The sequence below is a fragment of the Pseudomonas sp. LS44 genome, assembly GCF_024730785.1.
In the GTDB taxonomy this organism is placed as follows: domain Bacteria; phylum Pseudomonadota; class Gammaproteobacteria; order Pseudomonadales; family Pseudomonadaceae; genus Aquipseudomonas.
In genome coordinates this window covers 3699998-3715626 of record NZ_CP102830.1, presented here as the reverse complement: position 1 = coordinate 3715626, position 15629 = coordinate 3699998, and the positions used below count along the sequence as shown (strand labels likewise).

Genomic DNA, 15629 nt, shown 5'->3' with positions numbered 1-15629 from the left:
ACCCCGAGTTATTTATGAGCAAAAAAATGCAAAGCGACGCGCTGGTTACCCTGGCTGTCGCGGCCCTGGAAGACATGAAGGCGCAGGACATCCTGACCATCGATGTACGCGACAAAACCAGCATCACCGATTACATGGTGATCGCCAGCGGCACCTCCAACCGCCACGTCAAGTCGCTGGTCGACAACGTGCTGGAGAAGACCAAGGAACAGGGCGTGCGCCCGATCGGTAGCGAAGGCATGGACACCGGCGAGTGGGCGCTGCTCGACCTCGGCGATATCGTCGTGCACGTCATGCTGCCGGCCACCCGCCAGTTCTATGACCTCGAACGCCTCTGGCAGGGCGCCGAGCAGAGCCGCGCACAGCATCAGGCCGAGCAGGAATAAGGGCATCCTTTGCGTCTGCGATTGATCGCGGTGGGTTCGCGCATGCCTGGTTGGGTCGAGGAAGGTTGGCGCGAGTACGTCAAGCGCCTGCCTGCCGAGCTGCCGCTGGAGCTGGTGGAAATTCCCCTTGGCACGCGTGGCAAGAACGCCGACGTGGCGCGCCTGATTCGCCAGGAAGGCGAGGCGATGCTGGCCAAGGTGCAGCCGGGTGAAAAGGTGGTGACCCTGGAAGTCACCGGCAAGCCCTGGACCACCGAGCAGCTGGCGGTCGAGCTGGAACGCTGGCGGCTGGACGCGCGGACCATCAACCTGATGGTCGGCGGCCCCGAAGGGCTGGCGCCCGAGGTGCAGGCGCGCAGCGAGCAACGCTGGTCGCTATCGCCGTTGACGCTGCCGCATCCGTTGGTGCGCATTCTGATTGGTGAACAGATTTATCGCGCCTGGACGGTATTGTCCGGGCACCCTTATCACAAGTAGTCCCGCCGTCGCCGATGCCGCAACCGATTCGCCTCAAAGATCACGAAAAAGACGCCCGCCTGGTCCGGGCGCGGGTCATCGTGGGCGCCGTTGCGGTGCTGCTGCTGACCTGCGTGCTGATCGCCCGCCAGTATTACCTGCAGGTGATCCAGTACGACTACCACTCGACCCTGTCGGAAAATAACCGCGTCCACGTGCAGCCGATCCCGCCGACCCGCGGGCTGATCTTCGACCGCAATGGGGTGGTGATCGCCGACAACCGGCCAAGCTTCAGCCTGAGCATGACCCGCGAGCGCGCGGGCGACTGGCAGCAGGTGCTCGACGTGATCGTCGAGGTGTTGGGCTTGTCCCAGGAAGACCGCACGCTGTTCGAGAAGCGCATGCGCCAGGGGCGCCGGCCGTTCGAGCCGGTGCCGATTCTGTTCGAGTTGTCCGAAGAGCAGATCGCCCGCATTGCGGTGAACCAGTTCCGCCTGCCCGGCGTCGAGGTGGTCGCCCAGCTGGTCCGTCATTACCCGCAGAAGGAGCACTTCGCGCATTCGGTCGGTTATGTCGGGCGGATCAACGAGGCCGAGCTGAAGAAACTCGACCCGATCAACTACAGCGGCACCCACCACATCGGCAAGACCGGTATCGAACGCTTTTATGAGGACAAGCTGCACGGCAAGGTCGGCTACGAGGAAGTCGAAACCAACGCCCGCGGCCGCGTGTTGCGGGTGCTCAAGCGGACCGATCCGATCCCCGGCGATGACCTGGTCCTGGGCCTCGACGTGCGGCTGCAGGAGGCCGCCGAACAGGCCCTCGGCGGGCGACGTGGCGCGGTGGTGGCGCTTGAGCCGAACACTGGCGAGGTGCTGGCGATGGTCAGCCAGCCGAGCTTTGACCCCAATCTGTTCGTCACCGGGATCAGCTTCAAGGCCTATTCCGAGCTACGCGATTCGATCGATCGGCCGCTGTTTAATCGGGTGCTGCGTGGCCTGTATCCGCCCGGCTCGACGGTGAAACCGATGGTGGCGATCTCCGGCCTGGATGCCGGCGTGGTCACGGCGGCGACGCGGGTCTTCGATCCGGGCTTCTATCAACTGCCCAATTACGATCACAAGTACCGCAACTGGAACCGCACTGGCGATGGCTGGGTGAATCTGGAGACGGCGATCATGCGTTCCAACGACACCTACTTTTACGACCTCGCGCACAAGATGGGCATCGATCGGCTGCACAGCTACATGAGCCGGTTCGGCTTCGGTCAGCGTATCTCGTTGGACATGTTCGAAGAGTCCGCCGGGCTGATGCCATCGCGTGACTGGAAGCGCGGCCGTTATCGGCAGGCCTGGTACCCGGGCGAAACGCTGATTCTCGGTATCGGCCAGGGCTATATGCAGTCGACGCCGCTGCAGTTGGCCCAGGCGACGGCGCTGGTGGCCACCCGTGGCAAGTGGATTCGCCCGCATCTGGCCAAGACCATCGAAGGTCAGCCGCCGGTCGATCCCAATCCGCTGCCGGACATCGTCCTGCATGATCCGAAATTCTGGGATTATGGTCGCAACGGCATGGAACAGGTGATGCACGGCGCCCGCGGTACGGCGCGCAAGGTCGGTGATGCGGCGGTCTACCGGATCGCCGGCAAGTCCGGTACCGCGCAGGTGGTGGCGATCAAGCAGGGCGAGAAATACGATCGCTCGAAAGTTCAGGAACGGCACCGCGACCACGCCTTGTTCATTGGCTTCGCGCCGGCGGACAACCCGCAGATCGCGGTGGCGGTGATGGTCGAAAACGGCGAGTCTGGCTCCGGCGTGGCCGCGCCGGTGGTCAAGCAAATCATGGATGCCTGGCTGCTCGGCGAAGACGGTCAGCTCAAGCCCGAATACCGTCTGCCGCAACCGACCGACGACAAATTGAGTGTCAGCCGATGAACAGCAATTTCGACCGCACCCTGTCCAGCGAAGACGTGCTGCGCCGCCGTTCGAGCCTGCTGCAGCGCCTGCACATCGATGGCTGGCTACTGTTGCTGCTGCTGATCTTGGCCTCCGGCAGCCTGTTCGTGCTGTATTCGGCCAGCGGCAAGAACTGGGATCTGCTGATTAAACAGGCGACCTCATTCGGCCTCGGCCTGGCGGGCATGATCATCATTGCCCAGTTCGAGCCGCGCTTTCTGGCGCGCTGGGTGCCGCTCGGCTATGTGATCGGGGTCGGCTTGCTGGTAGTGGTCGACGTCATGGGCCACAACGCGATGGGCGCCACGCGCTGGATCAATATCCCCGGCGTCATTCGCTTTCAGCCTGCCGAATTTCTGAAAATTATCATGCCGGCGACCATCGCCTGGTATCTGGCCAAGCGCAGTCTACCGCCCAAGCTCGGGCATGTTGCGGTGAGCCTGGCGCTGATCGTCGTGCCCTTTGCTTTGATCGTGCGGCAACCCGACCTGGGCACCGCGTTGCTGATTCTCGCTTCCGGGACGTTCGTGCTGTTCATCGCCGGGCTGCAGTGGCGCTGGATTCTCGGCGCGGTGGCCGGCGTGGTGCCGATTGCGGTGGCGATGTGGTTCTTCGTCATGCACGACTACCAGAAGCAACGGGTGCTGACGTTCCTCGATCCGGAAAGCGATCCGTTGGGCACCGGCTGGAACATCATTCAGTCCAAAGCAGCCATCGGTTCCGGCGGCGTGTTTGGCAAGGGCTGGCTGCTCGGCACCCAGTCGCACCTGGATTTTTTGCCGGAAAGCCATACGGACTTTATCATTGCGGTGCTTGGCGAAGAGTTCGGCCTGGTCGGTATCTGTCTGTTACTGCTGGTTTATTTGCTTTTGATCGCCCGTGGACTGGTGATCACCGTCAATGCACAGACATTGTTCGGTAAGCTGTTGGCCGGAAGTCTGACGATGACGTTCTTCGTCTATGTATTTGTAAACATCGGCATGGTCAGTGGCCTGTTGCCGGTGGTGGGGGTGCCCTTGCCCTTCATTAGTTACGGCGGAACTCACCTGGTGACGCTGCTGTCTGGGTTTGGGCTTTTAATGGCGGTCCACACGCACCGCAAATGGATCGCACAGGTTTGATGGGGAATGTAATGCAAGTACTGCGTCGCTGGGCGGCTCGAAGGGTATGTGGAGCTGGTCTGGTCGGTCTGTTGGGGGTTGCCCCGGCAGCGCTGGCTGCCGACTACGAAGGGTCGCCGCAGGTTGCCGAGTTCGTCGCGGAAATGACCCGCGACTATGGCTTCGCCGGCGAGCAATTGATCGGCCTGTTCAATGAGGTCGAACGCAAGCAGAGCATTCTCGATGCCATCTCGCGCCCGGCCGAACGGGTCAAGCAGTGGAAGGACTACCGGCCGATCTTCATTACCGACAAACGCATTGCCAATGGCGTGGCCTTCTGGCGCGAGCACGAGGCCAGCTTGACCCGTGCCGAGCGCGAGTACGGCGTGCCGGCGCAGTTCCTCGTCGCGATCATCGGGGTGGAAACCTTCTACGGCGGCAATACCGGCAGCTTCCGGGTGATGGACGCGCTGTCCACGCTGGGCTTCGACTATCCGCCGCGCGCCGATTTCTTCCGCAAGGAGCTCAAGCAGTTCCTGCTCCTGGCCCGCGAACAGCAGGTCGATCCGCTGACCCTGAAAGGTTCGTATGCCGGTGCCATGGGCTTGCCGCAGTTCATGCCGAGCAGCTTCCGTGCCTATGCCGTGGATTTCGACGGCGACGGCCACATCAATATCTGGAGCGACCCGGACGATGCCATCGGCAGCGTCGCCAGCTACTTCAAACGCCATGGCTGGCAGAGCGGCCAGCAAGTGGTCAGCGCCGCGACGATCAGCGGCGGGCAGGCCGATGCGGGGCTGAGCCCCGGTCTCGACCCGATGAAGACAGTCGGCGAACTGCGGGCCCTCGGCTGGGCCAGCCAGGAGGCGCTGCGTGACGACCTGCCGGTGACTGCCTTCCGTCTGGAAGCCGAGGCCGGCCCGGAGTACTGGCTGGGTTTGCCGAACTTTTATGTAATCACTCGTTATAATCGCAGCGCGATGTACGCCATGGCGGTCTATCAACTGTCCGAGGCATTGGTGAAAGCACGGAGCACCAAGTGATGCAAGCACTGCCGACCAGGCTGATGGCCTATGGCGCACTAGCGCTGGCGCTGGCCAGTTGTTCGACCAGCCGTGCGCCACAACCGGCGCAGCCCAGTCCGACCTTGTCCGGCCCTGGTGACTACAGTCGCCCGCATCGCGATGGCGCCCCCTGGTGGGAAGTCGACGTTTCGCAGATTCCCGATGCCGTACCGATGCCGCACTACGGCGCCTACAAAGCCAACGCCTACACCGTGCTCGGGCAGACCTACTACCCGATCAACGACGCGCGCAATTATCAGGCGGTCGGCACCGCGTCCTGGTACGGCACCAAATTCCACGGCCAGGCCACCGCCAACGGCGAGAAATACGACCTCTACGGCATGAGCGCGGCGCACAAGACCCTGCCGTTGCCGAGCTACGTGCGGGTCACCAACCTGGATAACGGCAAGAGCGTGATCCTGCGCGTCAACGACCGTGGGCCGTTCTATTCCGATCGGATCATCGACTTGTCTTTCGCCGCGGCAAAAAAGCTCGGCTATGCCGAAACCGGCACCGCGCGGGTCAAGGTCGAGGGCATCGATCCGCAAAAGTGGTGGGCCCAGCAGGGTCGCCCAGTGCCGATGGTCCTGGCCCAGCCGCAAATGGCGCAGGTCAAGCCGCAGCCGGTGACTCAACTCGCCAGTGCACCGATCGAGCAATACACTCCGCCGCCGCAACAGCACGCTGCGGCCGTCGTGCCGGTGCAGATTGACGCAAAAAAAAACGCTTCAGTCGGAGTCTCTGGCCTGTATCTCCAAGTGGCAGCCTTCGCCAATCCGGACGCTGCCGAACTCCTCAAGGCGAAGCTGAGCGGGACAGTGGCTGCGCCGGTCTTCATCAGCTCGGTAGTGCGCAACCAGCAGATCCTGCATCGGGTCCGCCTGGGGCCGATCGACACGCAGGGTGAAGCCCAGCAACTGCAGAACAGTGTGCGGCTGGCCAATCTCGGTCAGCCCACCTTGGTCAAGCCGGAATAACCGCTGACCGCACTAGGCCCGCCAGGGCACGCTTTTTTTCATTGAGAATCTCAGAGAGACGGATGAACATCACCACCTTTGCCAAACGCCTGTTATTGCCTGCTTTGTTGATCCTCACGCCCACCGCTTGGGCCGCCGAAGTGGTGCCGGCGGCACCGCAATTGGCCTCCAAAGCTTATGTGTTGATGGATGCCGCCAGTGGCAATGTGCTGGTGGAAAACAACGGTGACCAGCGCCTGCCACCGGCCAGCCTGACCAAGCTGATGACCGCCTATATCGCCACCCTGCAAATCCGCAAGGGCCAGATCGGCGAAAACGACTTGGTGACTGTCAGCGAGCACGCCTGGCGTACCGGTGGTTCGCGGATGTTCATTCAGGTCGGTACCCAGGTCAGCGTCAGCGATCTGCTGCACGGCATCATCATCCAGTCCGGCAACGATGCCAGCGTCGCGCTCGCCGAGCACATCGCTGGTAGCGAAGACGCCTTCGCCGACATGATGAACACGACGGCCGCCACGCTCGGCATGTCCGGTAGCCACTTCATGAACGCCACCGGTCTGCCGAATCCGGAGCATTACTCCACCGCTCATGACATGGCTCGCCTGGCCCGCGCGATCATCTATGAAGATCCGGCGCACTACGCGATCTACTCGCAGAAAGAGTTCTTCTGGAACAACATCAAGCAGCCCAACCGCAATCTGCTGCTGTGGCGCGACAAGACCGTCGACGGTCTGAAGACTGGCCACACCGACGAGGCCGGTTACTGCTTGGTGGCCTCTGCCGTGCGCGACAACATGCGTCTAATCTCCGTGGTGTTCGGCACCAACAGCGAGCAAGCGCGCGCGGCGGAAACCCAAAAACTGCTGACCTACGGCTTCCGTTTCTATGAAACCCGCACCTTCTACCAGAAGGGTGCAGAACTGGCCCAGGCGCCGGTATGGAAAGGCGCCGATCGGCAGATCAAGGCCGGCCTGGCTGAAGACCTGACCATGAGCATGCCGCGTGGCCAGGTGAAGAACCTGACCGCCAACATGAGCATGAACCCGCAACTGATCGCGCCGATCAAGCAAGGCGACGTGATCGGCAAGGTCGAGGTCAAGCTCAACGACCAGGTGGTCAAGACCGCCGACCTGATCGCCCTGCAGAATGTCGACGAAGGTGGTCTGTTCCGCCGTCTGTGGGATAGCATTCGCCTGTTCTTCTACGGGCTGTTCAACTAAGTCCGTTCCACCTGTTGCTGACTAGCGCCCCCGGCCCCCAAAAAGCGGCCGGGAGTACTGGCTCCGCGGATCACGAGTTCGCCGCCATGACCGATACCGAAATTCAGAACGTCACCATCCAGTTTCCCTGCGAGCGCTATCCGATCAAGGTGATCGGTGATGCCGGCGAAGGCTTCGTCGATCTGGTCATCGAAATCCTCCTGCGCCACGCCCCCGACCTCGATGCCGGCACCCTGGTATTGCGCGACAGCCGCACTGGTCGTTACCAGACCGTGCAGTTGCTGATTACCGCCACCGGGATCGAGCAGTTGGAGGCCCTCAACAGCGACCTGCGGGCCACCGGCCGCGTGCACATGGTGCTCTGATGCCTGTAACGGCATGCTTGGGCTTTCATGAGCTTGGCCTGGTGCCCTACGAACCGACCTGGCAAGCGATGCAGCGCTTCACCAGCGAACGGGGGGCGGATACCGCCGACCAAGTCTGGTTGCTGCAGCACCCACCGGTGTTCACTCAGGGGCAGGCCGGCAAGGCCGAGCATTTGTTGGTACCGGGCGACATTCCGGTCGTGCAGGTCGATCGCGGTGGGCAAGTGACCTACCACGGCCCTGGACAATTGGTCGGTTACCTGATGTTGGACGTGCGCCGCTCGGGCATTGGCGTGCGCGAGTTGGTCAATCGCATCGAACGCAGCCTGATTGCCCTGCTCGCCGACTATGGCGTGCAGGCCGAGGCGCGGGCCGATGCACCGGGCGTGTATGTCGAGGGCGCGAAGATCGCCTCGCTCGGCCTGCGCATCCGCAACGGCCGCTCCTTCCACGGCCTGGCCTTGAACGTCGATATGGATCTGCAACCCTTCCAGCGCATCAATCCATGTGGGTATGCCGGTCTGGCCATGACCCAATTGCGCGATCTGGTCGGACCGCTTGAATTCGCTGAGGTATGTGCCAGGTTGCGCGCGCAACTCGTCCACCACCTTGACTACGCTGAACAGACGACCCTGACGGGCGGAATCGAATCGCTATGAGCACAGTAGAAATCGCGGGCCTGGGCCCGTCTGAGGCGACCTCGGCGAAGGCGCCTCCGGCAAAAGTGGAAGCCGGCGTGAAGCTGCGTGGCGCCGAGAAGATGGCGCGCATTCCGGTGAAGATCATCCCCACCACCGAGCTGCCAAAAAAGCCGGATTGGATTCGTGTGCGTATCCCGGTATCGCCCGAGGTCGATCGCATCAAGCAACTGCTGCGCAAGCACAAGCTGCACAGCGTCTGCGAAGAGGCGTCCTGCCCGAACCTTGGCGAGTGCTTCAGCGGCGGTACTGCGACGTTCATGATCATGGGCGACATCTGCACCCGGCGCTGCCCGTTCTGCGATGTTGGCCACGGCCGACCCAAGCCGCTGGACGCCGACGAGCCAATGAACCTTGCCGTGGCGATCGCCGATCTGCGCCTGAAGTACGTGGTGATCACCTCGGTGGACCGCGACGACCTGCGCGACGGCGGCGCCCAGCACTTCGTCGATTGCCTGCGCGAAATCCGCAAGCTGTCGCCGGGGGTCCAGCTGGAAACCCTAGTCCCGGATTACCGCGGGCGCATGGACGTGGCCCTGGCGATTACCGAGCAGGAGCCGCCGGATGTGTTCAACCACAACCTGGAAACCGTGCCGCGTCTGTACAAGGCGGCGCGTCCGGGCTCGGACTTCGAGTGGTCGCTGGACCTGCTGGAAAACTTCAAGAAGCGTGTTCCGCACGTGCCGACCAAGTCCGGGCTGATGCTTGGCCTGGGCGAGACGGACGAGGAAGTGATCGAAGTGATGCAGCGCATGCGCGAGCACGACATCGACATGCTGACCCTCGGCCAATACCTGCAACCGTCGCGCAGCCACCTGGCGGTGCAGCGTTTCGTGCACCCGGACACGTTCGCCTGGTTCGCTGAGGAAGGCGCCAAGATGGGCTTCAAGCATGTCGCTTCAGGGCCGCTGGTACGTTCGTCGTACCACGCCGATCAGCAGGCCCATGGGGTCAAAAGCTGAGTTGCTCTGACATGAAAAGGGCGACCCGTGGGTCGCCCTTTTTTATGCCTGATCGTGACGCTCGATGGGTCAGGGTTTTCCGCGCATTTGTTCGAGCAGCTGCAAGCTTGGGTAGCCGTCGGCCGGCTCACCGAGGTGCTGCTGGTAGGCGCGCACGGCTTTGCGTGTGTTGGCACCGATGATGCCGTCCGCTGCGCCGGGCTCGAAGCCTTGCTGAACCAGGCGCTCCTGCAGCTCGATACGTTCGCTGCGGCCCAGCTGGCGGTCATCGCGTGGCCAAGGCGCCAGCACTTGGCTGGTGCCGCCGCGTAGGCCGTCAGACAGCAGGCCGATCGCCAAGGCATAGGACGAGGAGTTGTTGTAGCGCAGGATGCTGCGGAAGTTGTTCAGCAGTAGGAACGCCGGGCCGCGATGGCCGGCGGGTAGCAACAAGGCCGCCGATTCGCCGGACAGCGTCGGGGCGATGGCGCCATTGACCGGTTGAATGCCCAGCGCGGTCCATTCGGCGACACTGCGACGGCTGTCGGGGTCGGCCAGGTTGAAATCGAAGCCGTTCGGTAGCCGCACTTCGAAGCCCCATGGCTGGCCACTCTGCCATTTGGATTGCTGCAGGTAGTGCGCCGCGGAGGCCAGGGCGTCGGCAGAGGAATTCCACAGGTCGCGGCGACCATCGCCGTCGAAATCCACCGCGTGTTCGTTGTAGGTGGTGGGCATGAACTGGGTCTGCCCCATCGCCCCGGCCCAGGAGCCGATCAAGCGCTCGGGAGCGATGTCGCCATGCTGGAGAATCTGCAGGGCGGCGAGCAGCTGTTCGCGCCAGAACGCCTGGCGGCGGCCTTCATAAGCCAGCGTAGCCAGCGAACGGATCACGTTGTGGTTGCCGATGTGGCTGCCATAGGCGCTTTCCATGCCCCAGATCGCCACCAGGACTTCTTCGGCGACGCCATAGCGCTTCTGAATCTGCTTCAGGGTGCTCTGGTTCTGCGCAATCAGCGCCTTACCGCGCGCGATGCGCGATGCGGAGACGGCACCGTCGAGATACTCCCAGACCGGTCGGGTGAATTCCGGCTGGCTGCTATCGGCGGCCACGACGCTCGGGTCGAGGGTAACGCCGGCGAAGGCACGATCGAACAGGCTGGCGCTGATGCCGGCGGCCAGGGCTTCCTGGCGCAGCTGGTCGCGCCAGGCGGCGAAGCTCTGCGCGGGGATCGGCGTCGGTGCAGCCGCAGGTGGCTGGCTGGGTCCGCTTTTACTGCTGGCGGTGGCGGCGGGAGGAGTGATGGTTTGCGCTGGCGCATCGGCGCAGGCAGAGAGCAAGCCCAGATGCAGGCTCAGGGCGGCGCACGTCAGGCTGCGCAACGGCTGTTTCAACATGAACAAAATCTCATAGCGTTTAAAACCAGCGGCAACCTTAGCATGGCTCGCCCCGGAAGCGACTTTCACGCCGCCATAAGCGACGAAGCCCCCCAGTTGTCCTGGGAGGCTTCGCGGCGGTAGCTACCTTTGCCTTTTTTCGCGCGCTGTTGGCGACAGCGAAACAGGGGTTGGGCGATCAGTGATTTGGCCTTGTTCGGGCCGTGGGCGGGTTGCTTGGCCATGCGCGCTCCTCGTGGTCAATGCCTGCGGTTGCAAGCGCGCGGATCATCGGCCAGGCCTGGGGAAAAGTCCAGCGGCTGGTTAGTGGCCTGCTTGGTTAATTCAGTTAGTCAATTTCGGCGCCGGAGACCCTGATACTGCGTTACCGCTCCTCGCCATAGCCCTGCTATGACTCGTCGCGGCGCCTTGTCTCAGCGCCTCAGTCATCCGAACTTGAGATAACCAATTAACCGCACAGGCCACTATGCGCCAGGCAGCGACAGGCGTTTGCCGGCCAGCAGCAGGGTCAAGCGGCTGAGGCTCGTCCACGGATCGCCGGCCGCTTGGCCTTTGATCTGCGCATCGATGAGCTGAGCGTCCTGCAACAGTTGTCCCCAGCGCGCTGCACTATGGCGTTGCAGGGCTTTGCCGATCAGCGGCTTGCGCTTGTCCCAAACCGGTGGGCGGGCGGCGGCGAAGGCTTTGTCCAGCGGCACGCCCTGGCTGTGTTGATGGGCGATACCGGCGAGCAGGCGCAGTTCGCGTGCTAGTGCCCAGAGGATCACCGCGCTTTCCACGCCTTCGCCGCGCAAACCTTCCAAGGTGCGCAGGGCATGAGCGGGTTCGCCGTTGAGGGCGGCATCGATCAGGCCGAACACGTCGAAGCGCGCGCTGTCGGCCACTGCCGCCTGAACCGTGGCGACATCGACCTGACCGCCCTCGGCGAGCAATTTGAGTTTCTCGATTTCCTGGGCGGCGGCCAGCAGGTTGCCTTCCACGCGCGCGGCGATCAGCTCGACGGCGGCCTGATCGGCGGCCAGCCCGGCTTGCGCCAAGCGCTGGCGAATCCACTGCGGCAGCTGGCCGACATCGACCGGCCAGATCTGCACGAACTGTGCGGCCTGACCGTCGATCAGCGCCTTTGCCCACTTGGTTTTCTGCGCGCTGCCATCGAGTTTGGGCAGGCTGATCAGAAGGACCGTGTCTTCCGGCGGGCGGGCCAGGTATTCCAGTAGGGCCGCAGTGCCTTTGTCGCCCGGCTTGCCGTTGGCGATGCGCAGTTCCAGCAGGCGCTTCTCGGCGAACAGCGACAGGCTGGCACCGGCTGCGTAGAGCAGGCCCCAGTCGAAATTGGCGTCGGCATTAAACACTTGGCGCTCGCCGAAACCCTGAGCGCGGCAAGCGGCGCGGATGGCGTCGGCGGCTTCCTGGCACAGCAGCGGTTCGTCGCCGCTGACCACGTAGACCGGGGCCAGGCCGTTCTGCAAGTGTTTACCGAGTTGGGCAGGGTTGAGCTTCATGGAGAGAGACCTGTGGGGCCGCGTGAGCGGCGGCCCTGGAGGGTCTTAGCGCATCTTGATCGGCAGTTGCAGCGGCGATTGCTGCGGCTGCGCGTCGCGAGCCTTGTTGGCCTGCTCGATGGCCTCTGCTTCGGCCTTGGCCTTGGCTTCGGCGGTTGCCTGCAGCTGGTCGAGCTGGGTGGGGCTGAGCTGTTGCAGGCGCTGGGCCAGTTGCTGAACCAGGTCGCGGCGGATTTCCTGACGCAACTGGGCGGCTTCCTGATCGGAACCGACCAGGTTGTTGTCGTCTTGTACGTAGACCTTCTGTACTTCCAGCTTGTCGCTGGTCAGCAGCAGGTCGTTAGCGCCGCGCAGTTCATAATCCAGGGCCAGCTGCAGTTCGTACTCGGCGCTGCGCGCATTGGTGGTGTAACTGACGGTGCGCTGCGATTCGCTCTCGCGGGCGAGGACCAGGGTGTACGGCGCGCCGGTATAGACTTTGACGTCGTTGTTTTCCAGAACCTGACGCACTTGCTTGACGGTTTCGCCATAGGTGTTGCGGGCGGTGAGGTTGAGTTCCGTGATAGCGAACTGCGTATCGCCGGTGCCGCGCAGCTGAAAGCCGCAGGCGCTGAGCAGGGCGGCCAGGCCGATTACCATCAGATTCCGTTTGAGCATCGTGTATCCCCTTACCATGTGGCGCGCCACCCTGCGGAAGGCGCTACCGGAAGTCATTCCCTGCGAATGCAGAGCTTAATCAGCTGGCGACGATGTTGACCAGCTTGCCGGGCACGACGATGACCTTGCGGATCGTCAGGCCGTCGGTAAAACGCAGCACGCCTTCATTCTGCCGAGCCGTGGCTTCGACCTGCTCGCGGCTGGCGCTGGCCGGGACTTCGATATGCCCGCGCAGCTTGCCGTTGACCTGCACGACCAGTTGCAGGTTTTCCTGAACCAGAGCCGACTCATCCACCAGCGGCCACTGGGCATCGATGATCGCGCCGCGGTTGCCCAGTTGCTGCCACAACTCGTGGCTGATATGCGGGGTGATCGGAGCGAGCAGCAGGGCGACGGTTTGCAGACCTTCATGCAGCAAGGCGCGGTCGAGATCGGTGGCCTGCGCGGATTTTTCCAGCACGTTCATCAGGGTCATCACTTGGGCGATAGCGGTGTTGAACTTGTGGTGCTGGCCGACATCCTGGCTGGCCTGCTTGATCGCCAGGTGGATGGCGCGGCGCACGGCTTTCTGCTCGTCGCTCAGGCTGCTGATCGCTACTGCGCCCGGCAGGCCGGCGCTGACGTGGCTGTGGGCCAGGCGCCAGACACGGCGCAGGAAGCGGCTCGCGCCTTCGACACCGGAGTCGGACCATTCCAGGCTCATGTCGGGCGGCGAGGCGAACATCATGAACAGACGGCAGGTGTCGGCGCCGTAGGCATCGATCATCGCTTGCGGGTCGACGCCGTTGTTCTTCGACTTGGACATCTTCTCGGTGCCGCCGATTTCCACTGGCAGGCCGTCGGATTTCAGTTTGGCGCTGATGACCTTGGCTTTGCTGTCACGTTCCAGCTCGACATCGGCCGGGTTGAACCAGTCCTTGCCACCATTTTCCAGGGTGCGGTAGTAGGTTTCGGCGACCACCATGCCCTGGGTCAGCAGGTTCTTGAACGGTTCGTTGGAGGAGACCAGGCCTTCGTCGCGCATCAGCTTGTGGAAGAAGCGTGCATAAAGCAGGTGCAGGATGGCGTGTTCGATGCCGCCGATGTACTGGTCGACCGGTAGCCAATGGTTAGCCGCGGCTGGATCGACCATGCCGCCGGTGTACTGCGGCGAGGCGTAGCGGGCGTAGTACCAGGACGACTCGACAAAGGTGTCCATGGTGTCGGTTTCGCGCTTGGCCGCGCTGCCGCATTTCGGGCAGGTGCAGCCGTAGAACTCCGGCATGCGCGCCAGCGGCGAACCGGCGCCGTCCGGCACCACGTCTTCCGGCAGCACCACCGGCAGCTGGTCTTCCGGTACCGGCACGTCACCACAGCTGTCGCAGTGGATGATCGGAATCGGGCAGCCCCAATAACGCTGGCGGCTGATGCCCCAGTCGCGCAGGCGGAACTGGGTGCGTGCCTGGCCGAGGTGTTTTCTCAGCAGGGCGACTTCGATGGCGTCGAAGGCACCAGGGAAGTCGAGTCCGTCGAACTCACCGGAGTTGATCAGCTGGCCGTGTTCGCCGTAGGCATCCTGCCAGGGCGCCGGGGTGTGATCGCCGGCACTGGTGCGCACCACTGGTTTGATCGGCAGGTCGTATTTGTGGGCGAATTCGAAATCGCGCTCATCGTGGGCCGGAACGGCCATCACCGCGCCGTCGCCGTAATGCATCAGTACGTAGTTGGCGACCCACACCGGGAGCAGTTCGCCGGTCAGCGGGTGCTGCACGCGCAGGGCCGTGGCCAGGCCTTTTTTCTCCTGGGTGGCAATGTCCGCTTCGGCGACACCACCGCGCTTGCATTCGTCGATGAACGCTTGCAGCTCGGCATCGTTCTGCGCCGCTAGGGTGGCCAGCGGATGTTCGGCGGCGACGGCCACGTAAGTAGCGCCCAGTAGGGTGTCCGGGCGCGTGGTGAAGACTTTCAGTGCGCCTTCGCTGCCGATACTGGCGGCGTCGTAGGGGAAGCTGACTTCCATGCCGCGCGACTTGCCAATCCAGTTGCGCTGCATGGTCTTGACCTGTTCCGGCCAACCATCCAGTTCGTCGAGGCTGCTCAAGAGCTCATCCGCATAAGCGGTGATCTTGAAGTAGTACATGGGGATTTCGCGCTTCTCGATCAGCGCACCGGAACGCCAGCCGCGGCCGTCGATGACCTGCTCGTTGGCCAGTACGGTCTGGTCGACCGGGTCCCAATTGACGGTGCCGTTCTTGCGGTAGATCACGCCTTTCTCGAACAGCTTGGTGAACAGCCATTGCTCCCAGCGGTAATAGTCCGGCTTGCAGGTGGTGACTTCGCGAGTCCAGTCGATGGCCAGGCCCAGGCTCTTCAGCTGGGTCTTCATGTAGTCGATGTTCTCGTAGGTCCACTTGGCCGGCGCCACGTTGTTTTTCATCGCGGCGTTTTCCGCCGGCATGCCGAAGGCGTCCCAGCCCATCGGCTGCAGCACGTTCTTGCCCTGCATACGCTGGTAGCGGGCGATCACGTCACCGATGGTGTAGTTGCGCACGTGACCCATATGCAGCTTGCCGCTCGGGTACGGGAACATCGATAGGCAATAGAAAGTGTCCTTGCCTGGCTGTTCGCTGACGACAAAGGATTTCTGCGAGTCCCAATGGGTTTGGGCGGCGGCTTCGATTTCGCGGGGCTGATACTGTTCGTGCATGGCTACTGGCGCTGAAAAAAGAGGATTTCATTCCATTGCCGCTCGGGCCTCGGCCGGAGAAGTCTGCGGCTCGCGTGGCCGAGCAACGCTTGGAATTACAGGAAGCGCCGTAGCATACATGACCCCCCTTGGCCGAGGGAAACCCTGATTGCGCGCGGCTCGCGCTGCTCCGCCGTTGGTCGCGGCGTGTCGCCGTACGGAACGCTGCCGCTAAGCTTTCAGCATGG

15 protein-coding genes are annotated in these 15629 nt (G+C 63.0%); 10 read left to right on the top strand and 5 right to left on the bottom strand.

Annotated elements, in window-relative coordinates:
• Window positions 1-26: 26 nt before the first annotated feature.
• The 10 genes from rsfS (at window position 27) to lipA (ending at window position 9183) form a co-directional block, all read left to right on the top strand.
• The gene (gene rsfS, locus NVV93_RS16655; protein WP_258254402.1) at window positions 27-386 is read left to right on the top strand and encodes a ribosome silencing factor; all 360 of its coding nucleotides are present in this window, start codon (window positions 27-29) and stop codon (window positions 384-386) included.
• A 9-nt stretch (window positions 387-395) separates the two neighbouring features.
• Complete coding sequence (gene rlmH, locus NVV93_RS16650; protein WP_258251751.1) at window positions 396-863, top strand: 23S rRNA (pseudouridine(1915)-N(3))-methyltransferase RlmH; 468 nt, start codon at window positions 396-398, stop codon at window positions 861-863.
• Between the two features lie 14 nt (window positions 864-877).
• The gene (mrdA, locus tag NVV93_RS16645) at window positions 878-2776 is read left to right on the top strand and encodes a penicillin-binding protein 2 (RefSeq protein WP_258251750.1); all 1899 of its coding nucleotides are present in this window, start codon (window positions 878-880) and stop codon (window positions 2774-2776) included.
• 38 nt (window positions 2777-2814) lie between these two features.
• Complete coding sequence (gene rodA / locus NVV93_RS16640) at window positions 2815-3918, top strand: rod shape-determining protein RodA (protein WP_258254401.1); 1104 nt, start codon at window positions 2815-2817, stop codon at window positions 3916-3918.
• A gap of 11 nt (window positions 3919-3929) precedes the next feature.
• Entirely contained in the window at window positions 3930-4940 is a 1011-nt protein-coding gene (gene mltB, locus NVV93_RS16635) for a lytic murein transglycosylase B (protein WP_258251749.1), read from the top strand.
• Window positions 4940-5938: a septal ring lytic transglycosylase RlpA family protein gene (locus NVV93_RS16630; protein ID WP_258251748.1), complete on the top strand. Its 999-nt coding sequence runs from the start codon at window positions 4940-4942 to the stop codon at window positions 5936-5938. The genes mltB and NVV93_RS16630 overlap by 1 nt, the downstream gene beginning before the upstream one ends.
• A gap of 62 nt (window positions 5939-6000) precedes the next feature.
• Window positions 6001-7158, top strand: coding sequence for a D-alanyl-D-alanine carboxypeptidase family protein (locus tag NVV93_RS16625; protein ID WP_258251747.1), 1158 nt, complete (start codon window positions 6001-6003; stop codon window positions 7156-7158).
• An 86-nt stretch (window positions 7159-7244) separates the two neighbouring features.
• Window positions 7245-7523, top strand: a complete 279-nt coding sequence (locus NVV93_RS16620) for a DUF493 domain-containing protein (RefSeq protein ID WP_258251746.1) — start codon at window positions 7245-7247, stop codon at window positions 7521-7523.
• Entirely contained in the window at window positions 7523-8182 is a 660-nt protein-coding gene (lipB, locus tag NVV93_RS16615) for a lipoyl(octanoyl) transferase LipB (RefSeq protein WP_258251745.1), read from the top strand. The genes NVV93_RS16620 and lipB overlap by 1 nt, the downstream gene beginning before the upstream one ends.
• Complete coding sequence (gene lipA / locus NVV93_RS16610) at window positions 8179-9183, top strand: lipoyl synthase (RefSeq protein WP_258251744.1); 1005 nt, start codon at window positions 8179-8181, stop codon at window positions 9181-9183. The genes lipB and lipA overlap by 4 nt, the downstream gene beginning before the upstream one ends.
• A gap of 69 nt (window positions 9184-9252) precedes the next feature.
• Here the strand turns inward: lipA and NVV93_RS16605 are convergent, their stop codons facing one another.
• The 5 genes from NVV93_RS16605 to leuS form a co-directional block, all read right to left on the bottom strand.
• Window positions 9253-10557, bottom strand: a complete 1305-nt coding sequence (locus NVV93_RS16605; protein ID WP_258251743.1) for a lytic murein transglycosylase — start codon at window positions 10555-10557, stop codon at window positions 9253-9255.
• Between the two features lie 65 nt (window positions 10558-10622).
• Window positions 10623-10781 (bottom strand): alternative ribosome rescue factor ArfA, encoded by a 159-nt coding sequence (gene arfA, locus NVV93_RS16600; protein ID WP_258251742.1) that lies wholly within the window; start codon window positions 10779-10781, stop codon window positions 10623-10625.
• Between the two features lie 240 nt (window positions 10782-11021).
• The gene (holA, locus tag NVV93_RS16595; RefSeq protein ID WP_258251741.1) at window positions 11022-12059 is read right to left on the bottom strand and encodes a DNA polymerase III subunit delta; all 1038 of its coding nucleotides are present in this window, start codon (window positions 12057-12059) and stop codon (window positions 11022-11024) included.
• Window positions 12060-12104: 45 nt separating this feature from the next.
• Complete coding sequence (gene lptE / locus NVV93_RS16590) at window positions 12105-12716, bottom strand: LPS assembly lipoprotein LptE (RefSeq protein WP_258251740.1); 612 nt, start codon at window positions 12714-12716, stop codon at window positions 12105-12107.
• Between the two features lie 79 nt (window positions 12717-12795).
• The gene (gene leuS / locus NVV93_RS16585; RefSeq protein WP_258251739.1) at window positions 12796-15402 is read right to left on the bottom strand and encodes a leucine--tRNA ligase; all 2607 of its coding nucleotides are present in this window, start codon (window positions 15400-15402) and stop codon (window positions 12796-12798) included.
• Window positions 15403-15629 lie beyond the last annotated feature (227 nt).

Coding starts and splice junctions, on each gene's coding strand:
- rsfS (WP_258254402.1), top strand. CDS start 27: ATGCAAAGCGACGCGCTGGTTACCCTGGCTGTCGCGGCCCTGGAAGAC.
- mrdA (WP_258251750.1), top strand. CDS start 878: ATGCCGCAACCGATTCGCCTCAAAGATCACGAAAAAGACGCCCGCCTG.
- mltB (WP_258251749.1), top strand. CDS start 3,930: ATGCAAGTACTGCGTCGCTGGGCGGCTCGAAGGGTATGTGGAGCTGGT.
- NVV93_RS16630 (WP_258251748.1), top strand. CDS start 4,940: ATGCAAGCACTGCCGACCAGGCTGATGGCCTATGGCGCACTAGCGCTG.
- NVV93_RS16625 (WP_258251747.1), top strand. CDS start 6,001: ATGAACATCACCACCTTTGCCAAACGCCTGTTATTGCCTGCTTTGTTG.
- NVV93_RS16620 (WP_258251746.1), top strand. CDS start 7,245: ATGACCGATACCGAAATTCAGAACGTCACCATCCAGTTTCCCTGCGAG.
- lipB (WP_258251745.1), top strand. CDS start 7,523: ATGCCTGTAACGGCATGCTTGGGCTTTCATGAGCTTGGCCTGGTGCCC.
- lipA (WP_258251744.1), top strand. CDS start 8,179: ATGAGCACAGTAGAAATCGCGGGCCTGGGCCCGTCTGAGGCGACCTCG.
- NVV93_RS16605 (WP_258251743.1), bottom strand. CDS start 10,557: ATGTTGAAACAGCCGTTGCGCAGCCTGACGTGCGCCGCCCTGAGCCTG.
- arfA (WP_258251742.1), bottom strand. CDS start 10,781: ATGGCCAAGCAACCCGCCCACGGCCCGAACAAGGCCAAATCACTGATC.
- holA (WP_258251741.1), bottom strand. CDS start 12,059: ATGAAGCTCAACCCTGCCCAACTCGGTAAACACTTGCAGAACGGCCTG.
- lptE (WP_258251740.1), bottom strand. CDS start 12,716: ATGCTCAAACGGAATCTGATGGTAATCGGCCTGGCCGCCCTGCTCAGC.
- leuS (WP_258251739.1), bottom strand. CDS start 15,402: ATGCACGAACAGTATCAGCCCCGCGAAATCGAAGCCGCCGCCCAAACC.